This is a genomic window from Saccharothrix sp. NRRL B-16348 (assembly GCF_001280085.1).
GTDB lineage: Bacteria > Actinomycetota > Actinomycetes > Mycobacteriales > Pseudonocardiaceae > Actinosynnema.
The window spans coordinates 1-14,552 of the sequence record NZ_LGED01000114.1 but is presented as its reverse complement, the minus strand read 5'-3'; the positions used below and the strand labels follow the sequence as shown (position 1 = coordinate 14,552).

Below are 14,552 nucleotides of genomic sequence, written 5' to 3'. Positions count from 1 at the left end.
GACCGAACGGATGCCGCCCAGGCACGCGCCCGCAGCCTGCGGGAGGGTCAGACCTCCACGCCGAGCAGCGCGTCGGCCGCGGTGCGGAACAAGGTCGGGCCCGTGTGGTCCGAGCCGCCCGTCGACAGGGCCTCGGTCGCCCACGCGTCCAGTGCCGCCAGCGCCTTGGGCGTGTCGAGGTCGTCGCTGAGGTGGTCGCGCAGGCGGGCCACGGTGGCGTCCGCGCCCGGCCCCGTCGGCAGGGCCGCGGCCAGCCGCCACTTCGCCAGCCTCGCCTCGGCCTCGGCCAGCAGCCCGTCGCTCCACGGCCGGTCGGTGCGGTAGTGGCCCGCGAACAACGCCAGCCGCACCGCGTTCGGGTCGACCTTCTGCGCCCGGAGCTTGGACACGAACACCAGGTTGCCGCGCGACTTGGACATCTTCTCGCCGTCCAGGCCGATCATGCCCGCGTGCACGTAGTGCCGGGCGAACGGGTGCTCGCCGGTCACCGCCTCGGCGTGCGCGGCGGAGAACTCGTGGTGCGGGAAGATCAGGTCGGACCCGCCGCCCTGCACGTCGAACGACGTGCCGAGCCGGTTCAGCGCGATGGCGCTGCACTCGATGTGCCAGCCGGGCCTGCCGGGGCCGAGCTCCGACGGCCACGACGGCTCACCCGGTCGGGCGGCACGCCACAGCAGGGCGTCCAGCGGGTGGCGCTTGCCCGGCCGGTCCGGGTCGCCGCCGCGTTCGGCGAAGAACCGGCCCATCGTCTCCAAGTCGTAGTTCGACTCGTAGCCGAACCGCCCGGTCGCCGTGTGGTCGAAGTAGACGTCCGGGTACTCGGCGTCGTCGACCCGGTACGCGGAGCCACCGGCGAGCAGCTTCCCGATGATCTCGACCACCTCGGGGATCGCGTCGACCGCGCCCACGTAGTCGCGCGGCGGCAGCACCCGCAGGTCCACCATGTCCTCGCGGAACAGCGCGGTCTCCCGCATGCCGAGGACCACCCAGTCGTCCTGGTCGCGCTCGGCCCGCTCCAGCAGCGGGTCGTCGATGTCGGTCACGTTCTGCACGTAGTGCACGTCGTGGCCGTTGTCCAGCCACACCCGGTGGACCAGGTCGAACGCCAGGTAGGTGGCCGCGTGACCCAGGTGCGTCGCGTCGTACGGGGTGATGCCGCAGACGTACAGCCTGGCGGTGGCGCCGGGGGCGGTCGGGCGCACCTCACCGGCGGCGGTGTCGAACAGCCGCAACGGACGCGGCTCTCCCGCTACCCGCGGGACAGGAGTGGATGACCAGGTCTGCATGTGAACGACCCTAACTCGCGCGTCGGACCGGGGACGAAACGTCCGCACGGCGGGACTGCGGGCGTACCCTCTGACCAGGGGACCTGGGAGATGGTCGCGATGATCCTGGACATCGTCATCGGCGCTCTGGGCCTGTTCGCGCTCGGCCTCGCGAGCAGCGCCCGCATCGTCAAGCAGTACGAGCAGGGCCTGGTGTTCCGCTTCGGCAAGGTGCGGCCCGTGCTGCGCGGACCGGGGTTGACCATGGTCGTGCCGGGCATCGACCGGCTGCGGAAGGTGAACCTGCAGATCGTCACCCAGCCCATCCCGGCGCAGGACGGCATCACCCGCGACAACGTCACCGTGCGCGTGGACGCCGTCGTGTACTTCAAGGTGGTCGACGCGGTGCGCGCCGTGGTCACCGTCGAGGACTACCGGTTCGCCATGCTCCAGGTCGCGCAGACGTCGTTGCGCTCGATCATCGGCAAGAGCGAGCTGGACGACCTGCTGTCCAACCGCGAGCGCCTCAACCAGGGCCTGGAGCTGATGATCGACAACCCGGCGGTGTCCTGGGGCATCGAGATCGACCGGGTCGAGATCAAGGACGTGGCGCTGCCGGAGAGCATGAAGCGGTCCATGTCGCGGCAGGCCGAGGCGGAGCGGGAGCGGCGGGCGCGGATCATCACCGCCGACGGCGAGCTGCAGGCGTCGAAGAAGCTGTCCGAGGCCGCCGCGGCCATGTCCGCCACGCCCGCCGCGTTGCAGCTCAGGCTGCTGCAGACCATCGTCGAGGTGGCGGCGGAGAAGAACTCGACCCTGGTGCTGCCGTTCCCGGTCGAGTTGCTCCGCTTCCTCGAACGGGCGTCAGTCGCGATAGAACAGCAGGTCACGGTCCCCAAGCAGGGCTGAGCGTTTGCCCCGTGCCGCGGACCGGGGGACGATGTGGGCTGGCTCACGTCGTCAGGACGAGGGAGGCGGCATGACCGCGCTCAAGCCGGAACCGGTGATCACCCACCCCGGTGCGGCCCGACGACGGTCCAAGGGCTCGGTGCTGCTGGGGCTGCTCCGCACGACCGACCCGAAGCAGATCGGGCTGCTCTACCTGGCCACGTCGTTCATGTTCTTCATGGTCGGCGGCGTGATGGCGCTGCTCATCCGGGGCGAGCTGGCCCGGCCGGGGCTGCAGTTCCTGTCCAACGAGCAGTACAACCAGCTGTTCACCATGCACGGCACGATCATGCTGCTGCTGTACGCGACGCCGATCCTGTTCGGGTTCGCCAACTACATCCTGCCGTTGCAGATCGGCGCGCCGGACGTGGCGTTCCCGCGGCTCAACGCGTTCTCCTACTGGCTGTTCCTGTTCGGCGGGCTGACCGTGATGGCCGGGTTCCTCACGCCCGGCGGCGCGGCGGACTTCGGCTGGACCGCCTACACGCCGTTGAGCAGCGCCGTGCACGCGCCCGGCATCGGACCCGACCTGTGGATCATGGGCCTGGCGGTGTCCGGCCTCGGCACGATCCTCGGCGGGGTCAACATGGTGACCACGGTGTGCTGCCTGCGCGCGCCCGGCATGACCATGTTCCGGATGCCGATCTTCACCTGGAACATCTTCGTCACCAGCATCCTGATCCTGCTGGCGTTCCCGATCCTCACCGCCGCGTTGATGGGCCTGGCCGCCGACCGGCACCTCGGCGCGCACGTGTTCGACCCCGCCAACGGCGGCGTGATCCTGTGGCAGCACCTGTTCTGGTTCTTCGGCCACCCCGAGGTGTACATCGTCGCGCTGCCGTTCTTCGGCATCGTCAGCGAGATCTTCCCGGTGTTCAGCCGGAAACCGCTGTTCGGCTACAAAGGACTGGTCTTCGCCACGTTCGCCATCGCGGCGCTGTCGGTGGCGGTGTGGGCGCACCACATGTTCGCCACCGGAGCGGTGCTGCTGCCGTTCTTCTCGCTGATGACGTTCCTGATCGCGGTGCCGACGGGCATCAAGTTCTTCAACTGGATCGGCACCATGTGGAAGGGGTCCATCACGATGGAGACGCCGATGCTGTTCAGCATCGGGTTCCTCGTCACGTTCCTGCTCGGCGGGCTGACCGGCATCATCCTCGCCTCGCCGCCGCTGGACTTCCACGTCACCGACACGTACTTCGTGGTCGCCCACTTCCACTACGTCCTGTTCGGCACGATCGTGTTCGCGACCTACGCGGGCCTGTACTTCTGGTTCCCCAAGATGACCGGGCGGATGCTGGACGAGCCGCTGGGCAAGCTCCACTTCTGGACCACGTTCCTGGGCTTCCACGGCACGTTCCTGATCCAGCACTGGCTCGGCAACATCGGCATGCCCCGCCGGTACGCCGACTACCTGCCCAGCGACGGCTTCACCCTGATGAACACGATCTCCACGATCGGGGCGTTCCTGCTGGGCGCGTCCGTGCTGCCGTTCGTGTGGAACGTGCTGCGCAGCTACCGGTTCGGCGACCCGGCCGAGCGCGACGACCCGTGGGGCTTCGGCAACTCCCTCGAATGGGCGACGACGTGCCCGCCGCCGCGGCACAACTTCACCGAGCTGCCGCGGATCCGGTCCGAGCGGCCGGCGTTCGAGCTGCACTACCCGCACATGGTGGAGCGGATGCGCGACGAGTCGCACTTCTCGCTCACCAGGCCGGGCAAGCACCGCGTGCCGCCGGACGACACGACGGAGACGGCCCTCGCCTCCACCGACCGGGAACGCGACACGAAGGACCAGCGCGACTGAGCCGACGCCGCCGGCGGTGCTGTCGGGCGTTCGCCTGATAGTCGAGCCGTGGTCGCCTTCCTACCGTGGTGTTGCTGCCGGACGTACCGGCTTGCCGCACATCACGACCATTGGGGAGGGACCTCGTATGTTACGTGGCAGAACGGCACGGTTCCGTGCCGTCGCCAGTGCCTGGCTGGTCACCGCGGTCGGACTGGCGTCCGTCGTGTCCGCGTCACCGGCGCAGGCGGCGCCGTCGTTCCAGCTGCCGTTCGAGTGCGGGCAGCAGTGGCGGCTGGACACCTGGGCGCACAGTCCCGCGCTGGACATGGTGCGAGAGCCTGACCAGGTCGGCACCCTGGGCGCGGCGCTGCTCGCGCCGGCGGCCGGCACGGTGAACAAGTCCACCTACCACGACAACGCCGGCCACATGATCCAGATCAACCACGGCGGCGGCCACTTCACCACCTACCTGCACCTGGACTCGCGCGCGGTCGCGGTCGGCGCACGGGTCGCGCGGGGTCAGCTGATCGGACGGGTCGGCAAGAGCGGCCCGACCTCCAACGGCCACCCGCACCTGCACTACGAGCAGGGTTTCGACGCGAACGGCGACGGCAGCGCCACCTGGGGGTTCGCCGGCGCGGAACGCGTGGCGGCATCGTTCGACGGGGTGACCCACACCGGGGCGTCGCGCACCTGGCGCAACGTCACCAGCCGCAACTGCCAGGAGGAGACCGACCTCGAACGGGTGTCGGACTTCAGCGGTGACGGCCATTCCGACGTGCTGGGTGTCACCGCCGCCGGTGAGCTGCTCTACTACCCCAACAACAGGCTCGCGCTCTCCACGCCCAAGGAGATCGGGCACGGCTGGGGCGGGTTCCAGCAGGTTGTGTCCGCGGACTTCAGCGGTGACGGGCACGCCGACGTGCTCGGCGTGAACGCCGAAGGCGACTTGCTCTACTACCCCAACAACGACCTGGCGCTCTCGGCACCCAAGCAGATCGGACACGGCTGGAGCGGGTTCAAGCACGTCATGGCCGCCGACTTCAGCGGCGACGGACACGCCGACGTGCTCGGGGTCAACGCGGATGGCGACCTGCTCTACTACCCCAACACCAAGCTCGCGCTCTCCACGCCGAAGCAGATCGGGCACGGCTGGGGCGCGTTCCAGCAGGTCGTCGCGTCCGACTTCAGCGGCGACGGGCACGCGGACGTGCTGGGGGTCAACGCCGAAGGCGACCTCTGGTACTACCCGAACAACGACCTCACGCTGTCGGGGTCGACCGCCCGGCAGATCGGCAGTTCGTGGGGCGCGTTCCCGCACGTGATGTGACGTCGAGGTGGCGCGGACCCGGCCGGGGACGCGCCACCTCCCCGTTCAGCGGCGCTTGCGCGACCTCAGGTAGTCGCTGACCACGGCCGCGCCCAGGCCGTCCTCGCCCGGTGCGACGACCCGGCCGCCGGACCGCCGGGCCACCGCGTCGACGAACCTGGTCAGCCGCGGGTCGTCGCCCAGCCGGAACACCGTGATCGACGCGCCGAGGCGGGCCAGGGCGTCCACCTCGACCAGGGTCTTGCCGATGGTCCGGTCCAGCGGCGGGTAGTGGAACTCGGCGTCGCCGGTCGCCTCCAGGTGCGCGGTCGGCTCACCGTCGGTGACCACCAGCACCACGGGCTGCGCGTCGGGGTGCTTGCGGACGTGCCGACCGGCCAGCAGCAGCGCGTGGTGCAGGTTCGTGCCCTGCTCCCACACCCCTTCCAACGCGGTGAGCTGCCCGATGTCGACGGTCTCCGCGTGCCGGCCGAACGTGATCAGCTCCAGCGCGTCGGTGCGGAACCGGGTCCGCACCAGGTGGTGCAACGCCAGCGCGGTGCGCTTCATCGGCACCCACCGGCCGTCCTGCACCATCGACCAGGACGTGTCCACGCACAACGCGACCACCGCGCGTGACCGCTGCTCGGTCTCGCTGACCTCCACGTCGACCACGTCCAGTCGGACCGGGCCGCCCGCCGACCGCAGCACCGCGTTCGTGACGGTCCGCGGCACGTTCCACGGCTCGGTGTCGCCGAACTGCCACGGCCGCGTCGACCCGATCAGCTCACCGGCCGCGCCGGCGGACGAGTTGTCCCGCTGACCCTGCTCGCGGGCGCTGTCGAGCACGCCGCGCAACGCCGTCTCGCCCAACCGCCGCAACGCCTTCGGCGTCAACCGCAGCGAGCCGTCCGGCGCGCGTTCCAGCAGGTTCTGCGACCGCAGCTCGCGTTCCAGCTCGGCCAGCCGCCGCGCGTCCACGCCCGCCTCGTCGCCGAGCTGCCGGACCAGCGCCTCCAGGTCGATGTCCTCCAGCCGCGCGCCGGGGTAGCCCTGCGAGAGCTGCTCGGCCAGCGCGTCCATCTCCGCCAGGTCCGCCATCGCCTGCGCGCCCTCGCCGAGGCCCAGCGGGTTGTCGCCGCGGAACCGCGCCGAGCCGTTCCAGTCCTCGCCGGGCCGCAGCCCCTGCAGCAGGGCGTCCAGCTGGGACAGCTGCGCACCGACGCCCGAGTTGCCGAACGCCTGCTGCGACAACGCCGACAGCTGCTCGCGCTGCTCGTCGGACATCGAGTTCATCATGCGCTGCGCGGCGGCGGAGCGGGCGGCCAGCGCGTCGACCAGCTCGTCGACCGACTTCGGGTTCTCCGGGAAGAACTCGCCGTGCTGACGCATGAACTGCTCGAACCGCTCACCCGTGTCCTCGCCGGAGGCGTGCGCGGCGAGGAGGTCGTTGAGGTCGCTGAGCATGGCCTGGATGCGCTGGACGTCCTCGGGGCGGACGTTCTCCATGGCCTGCTTCATGCCCTGGAACCGCTGGTCCATCAGCTCGCGGCCGAGCAGGTTGCGGATCTCCTCGTAGGACTGGCGGGCCTGCGGCGAGCGCCAGTCGTACTCGGCCAGCTCGCTCACGGCCGCCGCGGTCGACTGCGGCAGCGCGTCCAGCTGGGCCTCACGGAACCGGGCCTCGTCGTCCGGGTCGGGGAACAGCGCGGCCCGTTCGGCGGCCAACGCCTCCTCCAGCAGCCGCTGGATCTCCTGCAGCGTGCCGTCCAGGCGGTGGCGGCGGGTGAGGGCGGCGCGCTTCTGCCACAGCCGGGCGGTCAGGTCGTCCAGGCCGCGGGTGCCGGGCAGGCCCCGGCGCAGCAGCTCGCGCAGCGCCGAGGCGGGTGACGCGCCCTCCATGACGTCGCGGCCGAGTTCGTCCATGGCCGCGCGCAGGTCGGTCGGCGGGGCGAGCGGGTCGGGCCCGTCGACGTACCGGCCGTACCGGTAGCTGCTCATCCGTACACCGTTCGGTCGTCGTCGCTGTCCTTGGACAGCTGACGGGTCAGGTAGAGCGATTCCAACGCGAGCTCGACGGCCGACGCGATGCGGCCCGCCGGGTCCTTGGGCCCCGCGCCGACCCGCTGCGCCACGTCGTGCAGCACGGGCAGCTCCGGCAGCGCGGCCAGCAGGTCGCCGGGGTGCACGCGTTCACCGGTGGCCACCGGGTGGCCGTCGGACACCAGCTCCGCCAACGGCCGCAGGTCGACGCCCGCGAACGTGGACCGCGCCGTGTCCGCGATGGCCCGGCGCAGCAGGTGGACCAGCACCTCCTGCTCGCGGCCCTCCTCGCCGGCCTCGAACTCCAGCTTGCCGCGCAGCACCTCCGGCACCGACTCCAGGTCGATCGGCCGGGCGATGGGCGGGTTCTCGCCGATCAGCGCGCTGCGGCGCAGGGCGCTGGCGGCCACCGTCTCCGCCGCCGCGACCGCGAACCTGGCCGACACGCCGGAGCGCTGGTCGATCGAGGACGACTCGCGCAGGTGCCGCACGAACCGGGCGATGACCTCCAGCAGGTGGTCGCCGACCTCGGCGACCAGGTGGGCCTCCTGGCGGACCAGGTCGATCTCGGCACCGATCTCCAGCGGGTAGTGGGTGCGGATCTCCGCGCCGAAGCGGTCCTTGAGCGGCGTGATGATCCGGCCGCGGTTGGTGTAGTCCTCGGGGTTGGCGGTGGCGACGAGGAGGACGTCCAGCGGGAGCCGCAGCGTGTAGCCGCGGATCTGGATGTCGCGTTCCTCCATCACGTTGAGGAGTGCCACCTGGATGCGTTCGGCCAGGTCGGGCAGCTCGTTGACGGCGATGACGCCGCGGTGCGAGCGGGGCAGCAGGCCGTAGTGGATGGTCTCCGGGTCGCCGAGGCTGCGGCCCTGGGCGACCTTGACCGGGTCGACGTCGCCGACCAGGTCGCCGACGCTCGTGTCCGGCGTGGCGAGCTTCTCGGCGAACCGCTCGTCGCGGTGCTTCCAGGTGACGGGCAGGTCGTCGCCGAGTTCCTTGGCGCGGCGCTTCGACTCGGGGGTGATGGGGTCGAGGGGGTGCTCGTTCAGCTCGGCGCCCTCGATCACCGGGGTCCACTCGTCCAGCAGGCCGACGATCGTGCGCAGGAGCCGCGTCTTGCCCTGCCCGCGTTCGCCGAGGAGCACCACGTCGTGTCCCGCGAGGAGGGCGCGCTCCAGCTGCGGCAGGACGGTGCGGTCGAAGCCGACGATGCCGGGCCACGCGTCACGGCCGTCGCGGAGGGCGGCCAGGAGGTTCTCCCGGATCTCGGCCTTGACCCCGCGCGGCAGGTAACCGGCCGCTCGGAGGGCGCCTGCGGTGGTGGGAAGGTCAGAGGTCACTCCACCGAAGTTACGCACTGATCGGCCTTCGGTCGACGTGAAGCCGCTCCACCTTGCGTTTTCCCCTGGTGGAGCCTTCGGCGCCGAGAATTGTCGGACCCCTCTGGGAGAATGAGAAACAGGGGTCCCCTGGGCGGGGACTCCTGCGAAGCATGGCCGGGCCACTGGGTCGAGCCCGCTCCGTCAGGACCGCCTCGATGCCGGGTGGCGGCTGGTGGTCGAGCTCGGTTCGGCCGGGGTGGTCAGCGGGCCGGGGTGTCAGCGGGCCAGGGTGGTCAACGGGCCAGGGTGGTCAACGGGCCAGGGTGGTCAACGGGCCAGGGTGAGGAGTTCGGTGCGGGCTGCCTCGTCGTCCAGGTAGGCGATGGCGTTCATCGGGGCCAGGGCGCGGCACCAGTCGTGCAGGCGGTCGGGGTCGAGGGCGGACGCGGTGGCCACGGCGGTGGCGCGGGCGGTCACGCCGGTGCGGCCCGCGGCGGCCAGGGCGTAGTCCACGACGTCGAAGCACGGGTCGCCGACGCACGGCCGCGGGTCGATCGCCACCAGGCCCCGGGGTGCGCCGCCGTCCAGGACGTTGCCCGAGTGCAGGTCACCGTGCAGCAGCACCTGCGGTTGGGTGTCGAGCAGCGCGCGGCAGCGGGACAGGGCCCGGGTCCACGTCCGTTCCGTGATGTGGGCGGCGACCGCCGGGTCGGCCAGGCGGCGACCGATCCGGGCGTAGGCCTCCTCGCAGCGGGCGCGCAGGGACAGCCAGGGGCCTCCACCGGTCGGCACGGTGTGCAGCGCCGTCACCAGGTCGGCCCACTCCTGCGGTGACGGCGGGGTCTCCAGTTCGTCGGCGGGCGTGCCGGGCCGGACGGCTTCCATCAGCACCTCGCCGTCCGCCTCGGCCAGCACGGCGGGCACGCGGCCGGACGGGGCGAAGTGCCGCAGCACGGACGCCTGCGAGGCCAGGAACACGGGGTCCGGGCTCAGCTTCAGCGCCAGCGGCTCGTCCCCACGCGCGCACGCCACCACGACCGACGACGCACCCGGCGGCATCACGTCGCCCAGGGTGAGGTCCCAGCGCGCGGCGGCGTCGGCGGCCTGCTCCGGCACGCGCGCGCACCACTCGGCCACCGAAGGGCCGAACCTCAGGGACAACCGCCCGGTGATCTCGTCGACATCCACCCGTGCCACGGTAAAGGCGACCACAACCGGATAACGCCCGTAGGCGACGCCCGGCATGGGCGCCGCCTACGGTGTGCAGACCTGTTCAGTTGTCGTGCCAGTCAGTCAGTGGTCACAGCGCCGGGTAGGCGTTGGCCATGAGCTGCTGGAACTGGGCCGAGAACCAGTGGCCCGACAGCGGGGCGTCCGCGAGGGCGCCCGAGGGGTTGTTGCCGTTGCGCGGGTTGCCGCCGTACGTCGGGTCGCACATCCGGTCGAAGCCCTTGCCCTCGGGGTTCGGGATCTCCTTGCTCGCACCGTCGGACTCACCCGGCGGCTTGATCCAGACGTACGCGTCGATGTTCGGCTTCGGAGCGGCCTTCGGACGCTCACCCAGACCGGCGCCGTCCTGGTTGCACCAGTTGCCCTTCTGGAGGCGACGGTCGATGCGCGACTCGTTCACGTACGCGTCGGCCGTGGTCGCGGTCGACTTGGCGGTGGGCCGGTTGGGGCCGCCCCAGCCGTTGCGCGAGGTGTCGATCAGCATGCCGATGCCGCTGTCGAAGCCCTGCTTGACCAGCTCGGTGCGCATCGCCGTGGCGAAGCCCAGCTCACCGTTGAAGTCGTTCCAGTCGACCCACTTCGCGTTCTCCTTCACCGGGCGACCGCCGACGAGGTCGTCGACCGTCCAGTACGGCTCCTCCAGCGCGGAGTAGTTCGCGGTGTTGGTGATGAAGCCGTGGACCTTGTCCTTGGTGGCGCCGTTCTTGCCCAGGATGGCAGCGAACTGCTTCGCCGAGGCGTAGAAGTTGTCGTACTCCGGCACCGTGTCGCCCCAACCGATCCAGCCGTGGTGGCCGGAGTCGATGTAGTTGTAGACGTTGGAGATCGCGCCGAGCTTGCCGACGGCGTAGGACACGCCCTCGATGTAGTTGCCGTTCTGCTTCATGATGTCGCAGTTCGGCGTGGCGGTCGCACGGGGCGACACGTTGGTGACCAGGTTCGGCAGCGAGTCGATCTCGATGACCGCGACGATGCGCAGCTTCGAGTACTTCGCGTCGCTGACGATGCTCGTGATCTTGTCGATGTACTCGGTCTTGTAGCGACCGATAGGCCAGCGCGGCGCAGTCGCGGCCGGGCAGGTTGTAGACGACGAACTGGAACACCAACTGGCCGTCCGCACGGGCCGCGCGCTGCTTCTCGGCCTCGTCCAGGTGATCGGCCAGACCCATGCTGCCCGTCGTCGGCGAGTCGTTGCCGTCGACCGCGCTGATCCGGTCCATCCACACACCGGTCGGCTGGTTCGCGATCCGCGACCCACCCGGCTCCGCGGCGGCCTGACGCGACCACTGCGGGTTCACGTACACGCCGGCGCCGACGTACGGGTTGTCGGCCTTCGGACCGCCCGGGTTGGTGCCCGTGGTGGTCGTCGTCGTGCTCGTGCTGGTGCTGGTCGTGGTGCTGGTGGTCGTAGTCGTCGTGTCGACCGACCCCGTGCACACCGTGCCGTTCAACCGGAACTGCGTGGGCACCGGGTTGGACCCGGTCCACGAGCCGTTGAAGCCGGGCGTCACCGACGCGCCGGTGCCGAGGTTGCCGGCCCAAGAGGGGTTGCGGACCGTCACGCGCGTCCCGGACTGGGAGAACGTGCCGTTCCAACCCTGCTGGACCCGCTGGCCGGCGGCGAAGTCCCACTCCAGCGTCCAACCGCCGGAAATGGCGTCACCGAGGTTGGTGACCGTGACGTTGGCGCCGAATCCGCCTTGCCACTGATTCGTGATCTGGTACGAAACCCGACAACCGGGAGCAGCGCCGCCACCGAGGTCACCGCCAATGCCCCGGTCAGTTTCCGGGAACGTACGAACGTGCGCAGACTCATGCATCGCCTCCTTGCGAGCAACCCGCCATCTGGGAGCGCTCCCAGCGATTTCGCCGAATCGGGATTCGACGCGAGACCGAAACAGCTGCCTGGGAGCGCTCCCAGACGTACCGTAACGCACGACACCTCGTGTTGACGAGGGGTTGACCTGGACATAATCCGCCGCTATACCCGGGCACGTACCCTGTCACAGGCCGCTGAGCTGGACTTATGGTTCTTCAGTCGCCGCCGGGTTTACGTGTTCGAGTTCAGCCGGAATCGATTCGGAGCGCGAACGGCCGTGGCCCGGATCGCCTGTTCAGCCGATTGCCCGCGCGACTCGGGAGCAAGCTGGGCGTCGAATATTCGACACGGCATCGCACAACGAGCCGACCGACCATTTCGAAGGTCACCGAATAGCTGTCGAATATTCGACGGCGGTTACCGCCTAATGGCGGCCGGCGCCCTGATCCGAAAGGACCCGGACGGCTTCGTCGACGGCCGCGAGCCGGGCCAGCCGCACGGCTTCGGACAACGGCCGCAGCGCCTCGTCCCGCGCCCTCGTCGCGGTCGCCGACACGGCTCCGCCCGGCGCGTCGGACGCCGCCACGGTGAGGATCGCGGCGACCTCGGACGCGCGCTGGAGCACGCGCAGCGCGCGGGGCGGCATCCCGGCGGGCCACTCCAGCGCCGAGTGCTCCGCGGACAGCGCGGCGATCTCGGCCCGCACGTTCGGCCGGTGCCGCGCCACGTCCAGCGTCACCAGCGCGGTGGCCGCCTCGCGCATCGCCGACGCCAGGCCGTGCTCGGCCTCGCCGATCGGCACGTGCTCGCCGGTGGGCGCGCCGGGCAGGTCGAACACGGTCCACCGCACGACGCCGTCGGCCACCAGCTTCGGCACCAGCCCCACGCCCACCTCGGGCAGCACGGCGGCCTCGCCCGCGCGCAACGCGGACTTGCCGAGCGGCCCGTTGGCGCCGAGCCCGCGCACGTCACCGGGCACGGGGATGACCAGCCGGGCCGTGGTCGCGGACGCGCGGCGCAACGACGCCAGCAGCAGCGCGGGGCCTACCGGGGCCTCGTCGGGCCCGGGCAGGTCGAGCGCCGTCGCGGTGCCGTCGTCGTCGGCCACCACTTCGTGCAGCCCGGCCCAGAACCCCAAGGCGTCGAGGACGTCGTCGGCCGCGGCCGCACCATGCAGCCAGGCTGACGTCCAGACGACCAGCGTCGCACTCGCACAAGACACGCCTACCGAGGGTACGCGGGCCGTCCGACAGCTCAGGCCGCCGGGCCGACGTGTTCCACCAGCAGGGAGCGGAACCTCTCGACCGCCTCGGCGTCGGCGAACGCGCGGTGCGGCACCGCGTACACGGCGGTGGTGCCGGTCCGGAGCACGAAACCGCGGGCCGTCTCCACCCAGCCGGGCAGTTCCGCCCAGCTCAGCTCGCTGCGCGCGGCCTCGCCGACGGACATCCGCAGCGAGTGGGCGTCCGCCGTGCCGGTCACCGTCTTGGCCGCCAGCGGGTGGTTGTGGAAGTTCACCGCGGTGCCCACCGGGACGAGTGCGATGATGATCACAGCGAGCACGAGCCCGAACACGCCCGCCCACGTCATGCCCATCACCAGCACGACGACGCCCAGCACGCCGAGCACCGCGGCGAACCACGGCGCCCACCGGTACAGCGGCACGGAGGTGCGCAGGGCGTCACGCCAGTCCGCGGGCCTCGGCGACCAGCTGAAGTCGACGCTCACCGGCCCGCACCCGGCCGCTTCACGGGCTCGCAGCACCGCGTGGCGCAGAACGCGCCGTCGACCGTGCAGCCGAGTGCCGGGAAGTCCGAGAGCTTGCGGACCGGCGCGCCCGCCACGTGCTCGGCGACGAGTTCCGCCACCAGTTCGGCGAACCTGGGGTCGTCGTTGGGCGTGGCCGCGCGGGCGAAGCCCATGCCCAGCTCCTCGGCGCGCTCACGGGCCTCGGTGTCGAGGTCCCACACCACTTCCAGGTGATCGCTGACGAACCCGATCGGGCACACGACCACGTTGCGCACACCCTTGTCGTAGAGGGTGTCGAGGTGGTCCACGATGTCCGGTTCCAGCCACGGGACCTGCGGCGGTCCGGACCGCGACTGCCACACCACGTCGTGGTCGCTCGCGCCGACGGCCTCCGCGACCAGCCGCGACGCCTCGGCGACCTGCCGGGAGTAGAGGTGGCCGCCGTCCTCGGGCGGCCCGGCGGCCTTGTCTGCCGACACCGGCACCGAGTGCGCGGTGAACACCACCCGGTAGTCGTCACCGGGCAGGCGGGCCGCGGCGGCGCGCACGGCGTCCGCGAACGACGCCACGAACAGCGGGTGGTCGAAGAACTGGCGCAACTTGACCAGCTCGGGCGCGTCCTCGACCGCCGCACGGGCGCGCAGGATGTCCTCGTCGTACTGCCGGCACGCCGAGTAGCCGCCGTAGGCGCTGGTCGGGAAGACGAGGGCGCGCCGGACGCCGGCGGCCTTCATCTCGGCCAGGGTGTCCTCGACCATCGGGTGCCAGTTGCGGTTGCCGAAGTAGATCGGCAGGTCGACCAGGCCGCGCACGGCCTCGATCGCGGCGCGGTTGAGCGCGTTGATCGGCGACACGCCGCCGAAGTGCTGGTAGTGCTGCTCGACCTCGTCCAACCGCTCGGGCGGCACGCCCCGGCCGCGGGTCACGTTCTCGAGGAAGGGGCGGACGTCGTCGGGTCCTTCCGGTCCGCCGAAGGACAGCCAGAGCAGCGCGTCGTAACTCACCCGGACATCCTCGCGCCGGGGGTCATCGGGCGCACAACCGGGTCGGGTCGGTGGTCGGGGGTGGGGTCCGGGGT

11 protein-coding genes and 2 pseudogenes are annotated in these 14,552 nt (G+C 71.0%); 3 read left to right on the top strand and 10 right to left on the bottom strand.

All coding sequences use genetic code 11. The features are described from left to right. Positions 1 to 47: 47 nt before the first annotated feature. Positions 48 to 1,286, bottom strand: coding sequence for a cysteine--1-D-myo-inosityl 2-amino-2-deoxy-alpha-D-glucopyranoside ligase (gene mshC, locus ADK67_RS12620; protein WP_053716607.1), 1,239 nt, complete (start codon positions 1,284 to 1,286; stop codon positions 48 to 50). A gap of 90 nt (positions 1,287 to 1,376) precedes the next feature. On the opposite strand from mshC, the gene ADK67_RS12615 reads away from it, so the two are divergent. The 3 genes from ADK67_RS12615 to ADK67_RS12605 all read left to right on the top strand — a co-directional run bounded on the left by ADK67_RS12615 (position 1,377) and on the right by ADK67_RS12605 (position 5,332). Beyond that, complete coding sequence (locus ADK67_RS12615) at positions 1,377 to 2,174, top strand: SPFH domain-containing protein (protein ID WP_053716606.1); 798 nt, start codon at positions 1,377 to 1,379, stop codon at positions 2,172 to 2,174. 70 nt (positions 2,175 to 2,244) lie between these two features. Then, the gene (gene ctaD / locus ADK67_RS12610; protein WP_053716605.1) at positions 2,245 to 4,020 is read left to right on the top strand and encodes an aa3-type cytochrome oxidase subunit I; all 1,776 of its coding nucleotides are present in this window, start codon (positions 2,245 to 2,247) and stop codon (positions 4,018 to 4,020) included. A 127-nt stretch (positions 4,021 to 4,147) separates the two neighbouring features. Continuing rightward, positions 4,148 to 5,332, top strand: a complete 1,185-nt coding sequence (locus ADK67_RS12605; RefSeq protein ID WP_053716604.1) for an FG-GAP-like repeat-containing protein — start codon at positions 4,148 to 4,150, stop codon at positions 5,330 to 5,332. 45 nt (positions 5,333 to 5,377) lie between these two features. On the opposite strand, the gene ADK67_RS12600 is transcribed toward ADK67_RS12605, so the two are convergent. The 9 genes and pseudogenes from ADK67_RS12600 to ADK67_RS12570 form a co-directional block, all read right to left on the bottom strand. Next, the gene (locus ADK67_RS12600) at positions 5,378 to 7,312 is read right to left on the bottom strand and encodes a vWA domain-containing protein (protein ID WP_053716603.1); all 1,935 of its coding nucleotides are present in this window, start codon (positions 7,310 to 7,312) and stop codon (positions 5,378 to 5,380) included. After that, on the bottom strand, positions 7,309 to 8,694 hold the full coding sequence (locus ADK67_RS12595) for a sigma 54-interacting transcriptional regulator (protein ID WP_053716602.1): 1,386 nt from the start codon (positions 8,692 to 8,694) through the stop codon (positions 7,309 to 7,311). Before ADK67_RS12595 ends, ADK67_RS12600 begins: the two co-directional genes overlap by 4 nt. A gap of 309 nt (positions 8,695 to 9,003) precedes the next feature. Next, entirely contained in the window at positions 9,004 to 9,864 is an 861-nt protein-coding gene (locus tag ADK67_RS12590) for an aminoglycoside phosphotransferase family protein (RefSeq protein WP_053716601.1), read from the bottom strand. 112 nt (positions 9,865 to 9,976) lie between these two features. After that, positions 9,977 to 11,026, bottom strand: a complete 1,050-nt coding sequence (locus ADK67_RS54605; protein ID WP_269435993.1) for a glycoside hydrolase family 6 protein — start codon at positions 11,024 to 11,026, stop codon at positions 9,977 to 9,979. After that, positions 11,016 to 11,126, bottom strand: a pseudogene (locus ADK67_RS54600) (hypothetical protein); the annotation flags it as partial. The gene ADK67_RS54605 and the pseudogene ADK67_RS54600, both read right to left, overlap by 11 nt. A 273-nt stretch (positions 11,127 to 11,399) precedes the next feature. Then, a pseudogene (locus ADK67_RS54595) lies at positions 11,400 to 11,726 on the bottom strand (cellulose binding domain-containing protein); the annotation flags it as partial. 423 nt (positions 11,727 to 12,149) lie between these two features. Beyond that, complete coding sequence (locus ADK67_RS12580; RefSeq protein WP_053716600.1) at positions 12,150 to 12,947, bottom strand: hypothetical protein; 798 nt, start codon at positions 12,945 to 12,947, stop codon at positions 12,150 to 12,152. Between the two features lie 32 nt (positions 12,948 to 12,979). After that, positions 12,980 to 13,453 (bottom strand): YcxB family protein, encoded by a 474-nt coding sequence (locus ADK67_RS12575; protein WP_053716599.1) that lies wholly within the window; start codon positions 13,451 to 13,453, stop codon positions 12,980 to 12,982. Then, positions 13,450 to 14,478, bottom strand: a complete 1,029-nt coding sequence (locus ADK67_RS12570; RefSeq protein ID WP_053716598.1) for a ferrochelatase — start codon at positions 14,476 to 14,478, stop codon at positions 13,450 to 13,452. Before ADK67_RS12570 ends, ADK67_RS12575 begins: the two co-directional genes overlap by 4 nt. Between the last annotated feature and the right edge of the window lie 74 nt (positions 14,479 to 14,552).

What these genes read in the sequence shown, in the direction of transcription:
- ctaD (WP_053716605.1), top strand. Translation starts at nt 2,245, where the DNA reads ATGACCGCGCTCAAGCCGGAACCGGTGATCACCCACCCCGGTGCGGCC.
- ADK67_RS12605 (WP_053716604.1), top strand. Translation starts at nt 4,148, where the DNA reads ATGTTACGTGGCAGAACGGCACGGTTCCGTGCCGTCGCCAGTGCCTGG.
- mshC (WP_053716607.1), bottom strand. Translation starts at nt 1,286, where the DNA reads ATGCAGACCTGGTCATCCACTCCTGTCCCGCGGGTAGCGGGAGAGCCG.
- ADK67_RS12600 (WP_053716603.1), bottom strand. Translation starts at nt 7,312, where the DNA reads ATGAGCAGCTACCGGTACGGCCGGTACGTCGACGGGCCCGACCCGCTC.
- ADK67_RS12615 (WP_053716606.1), top strand. Translation starts at nt 1,377, where the DNA reads ATGGTCGCGATGATCCTGGACATCGTCATCGGCGCTCTGGGCCTGTTC.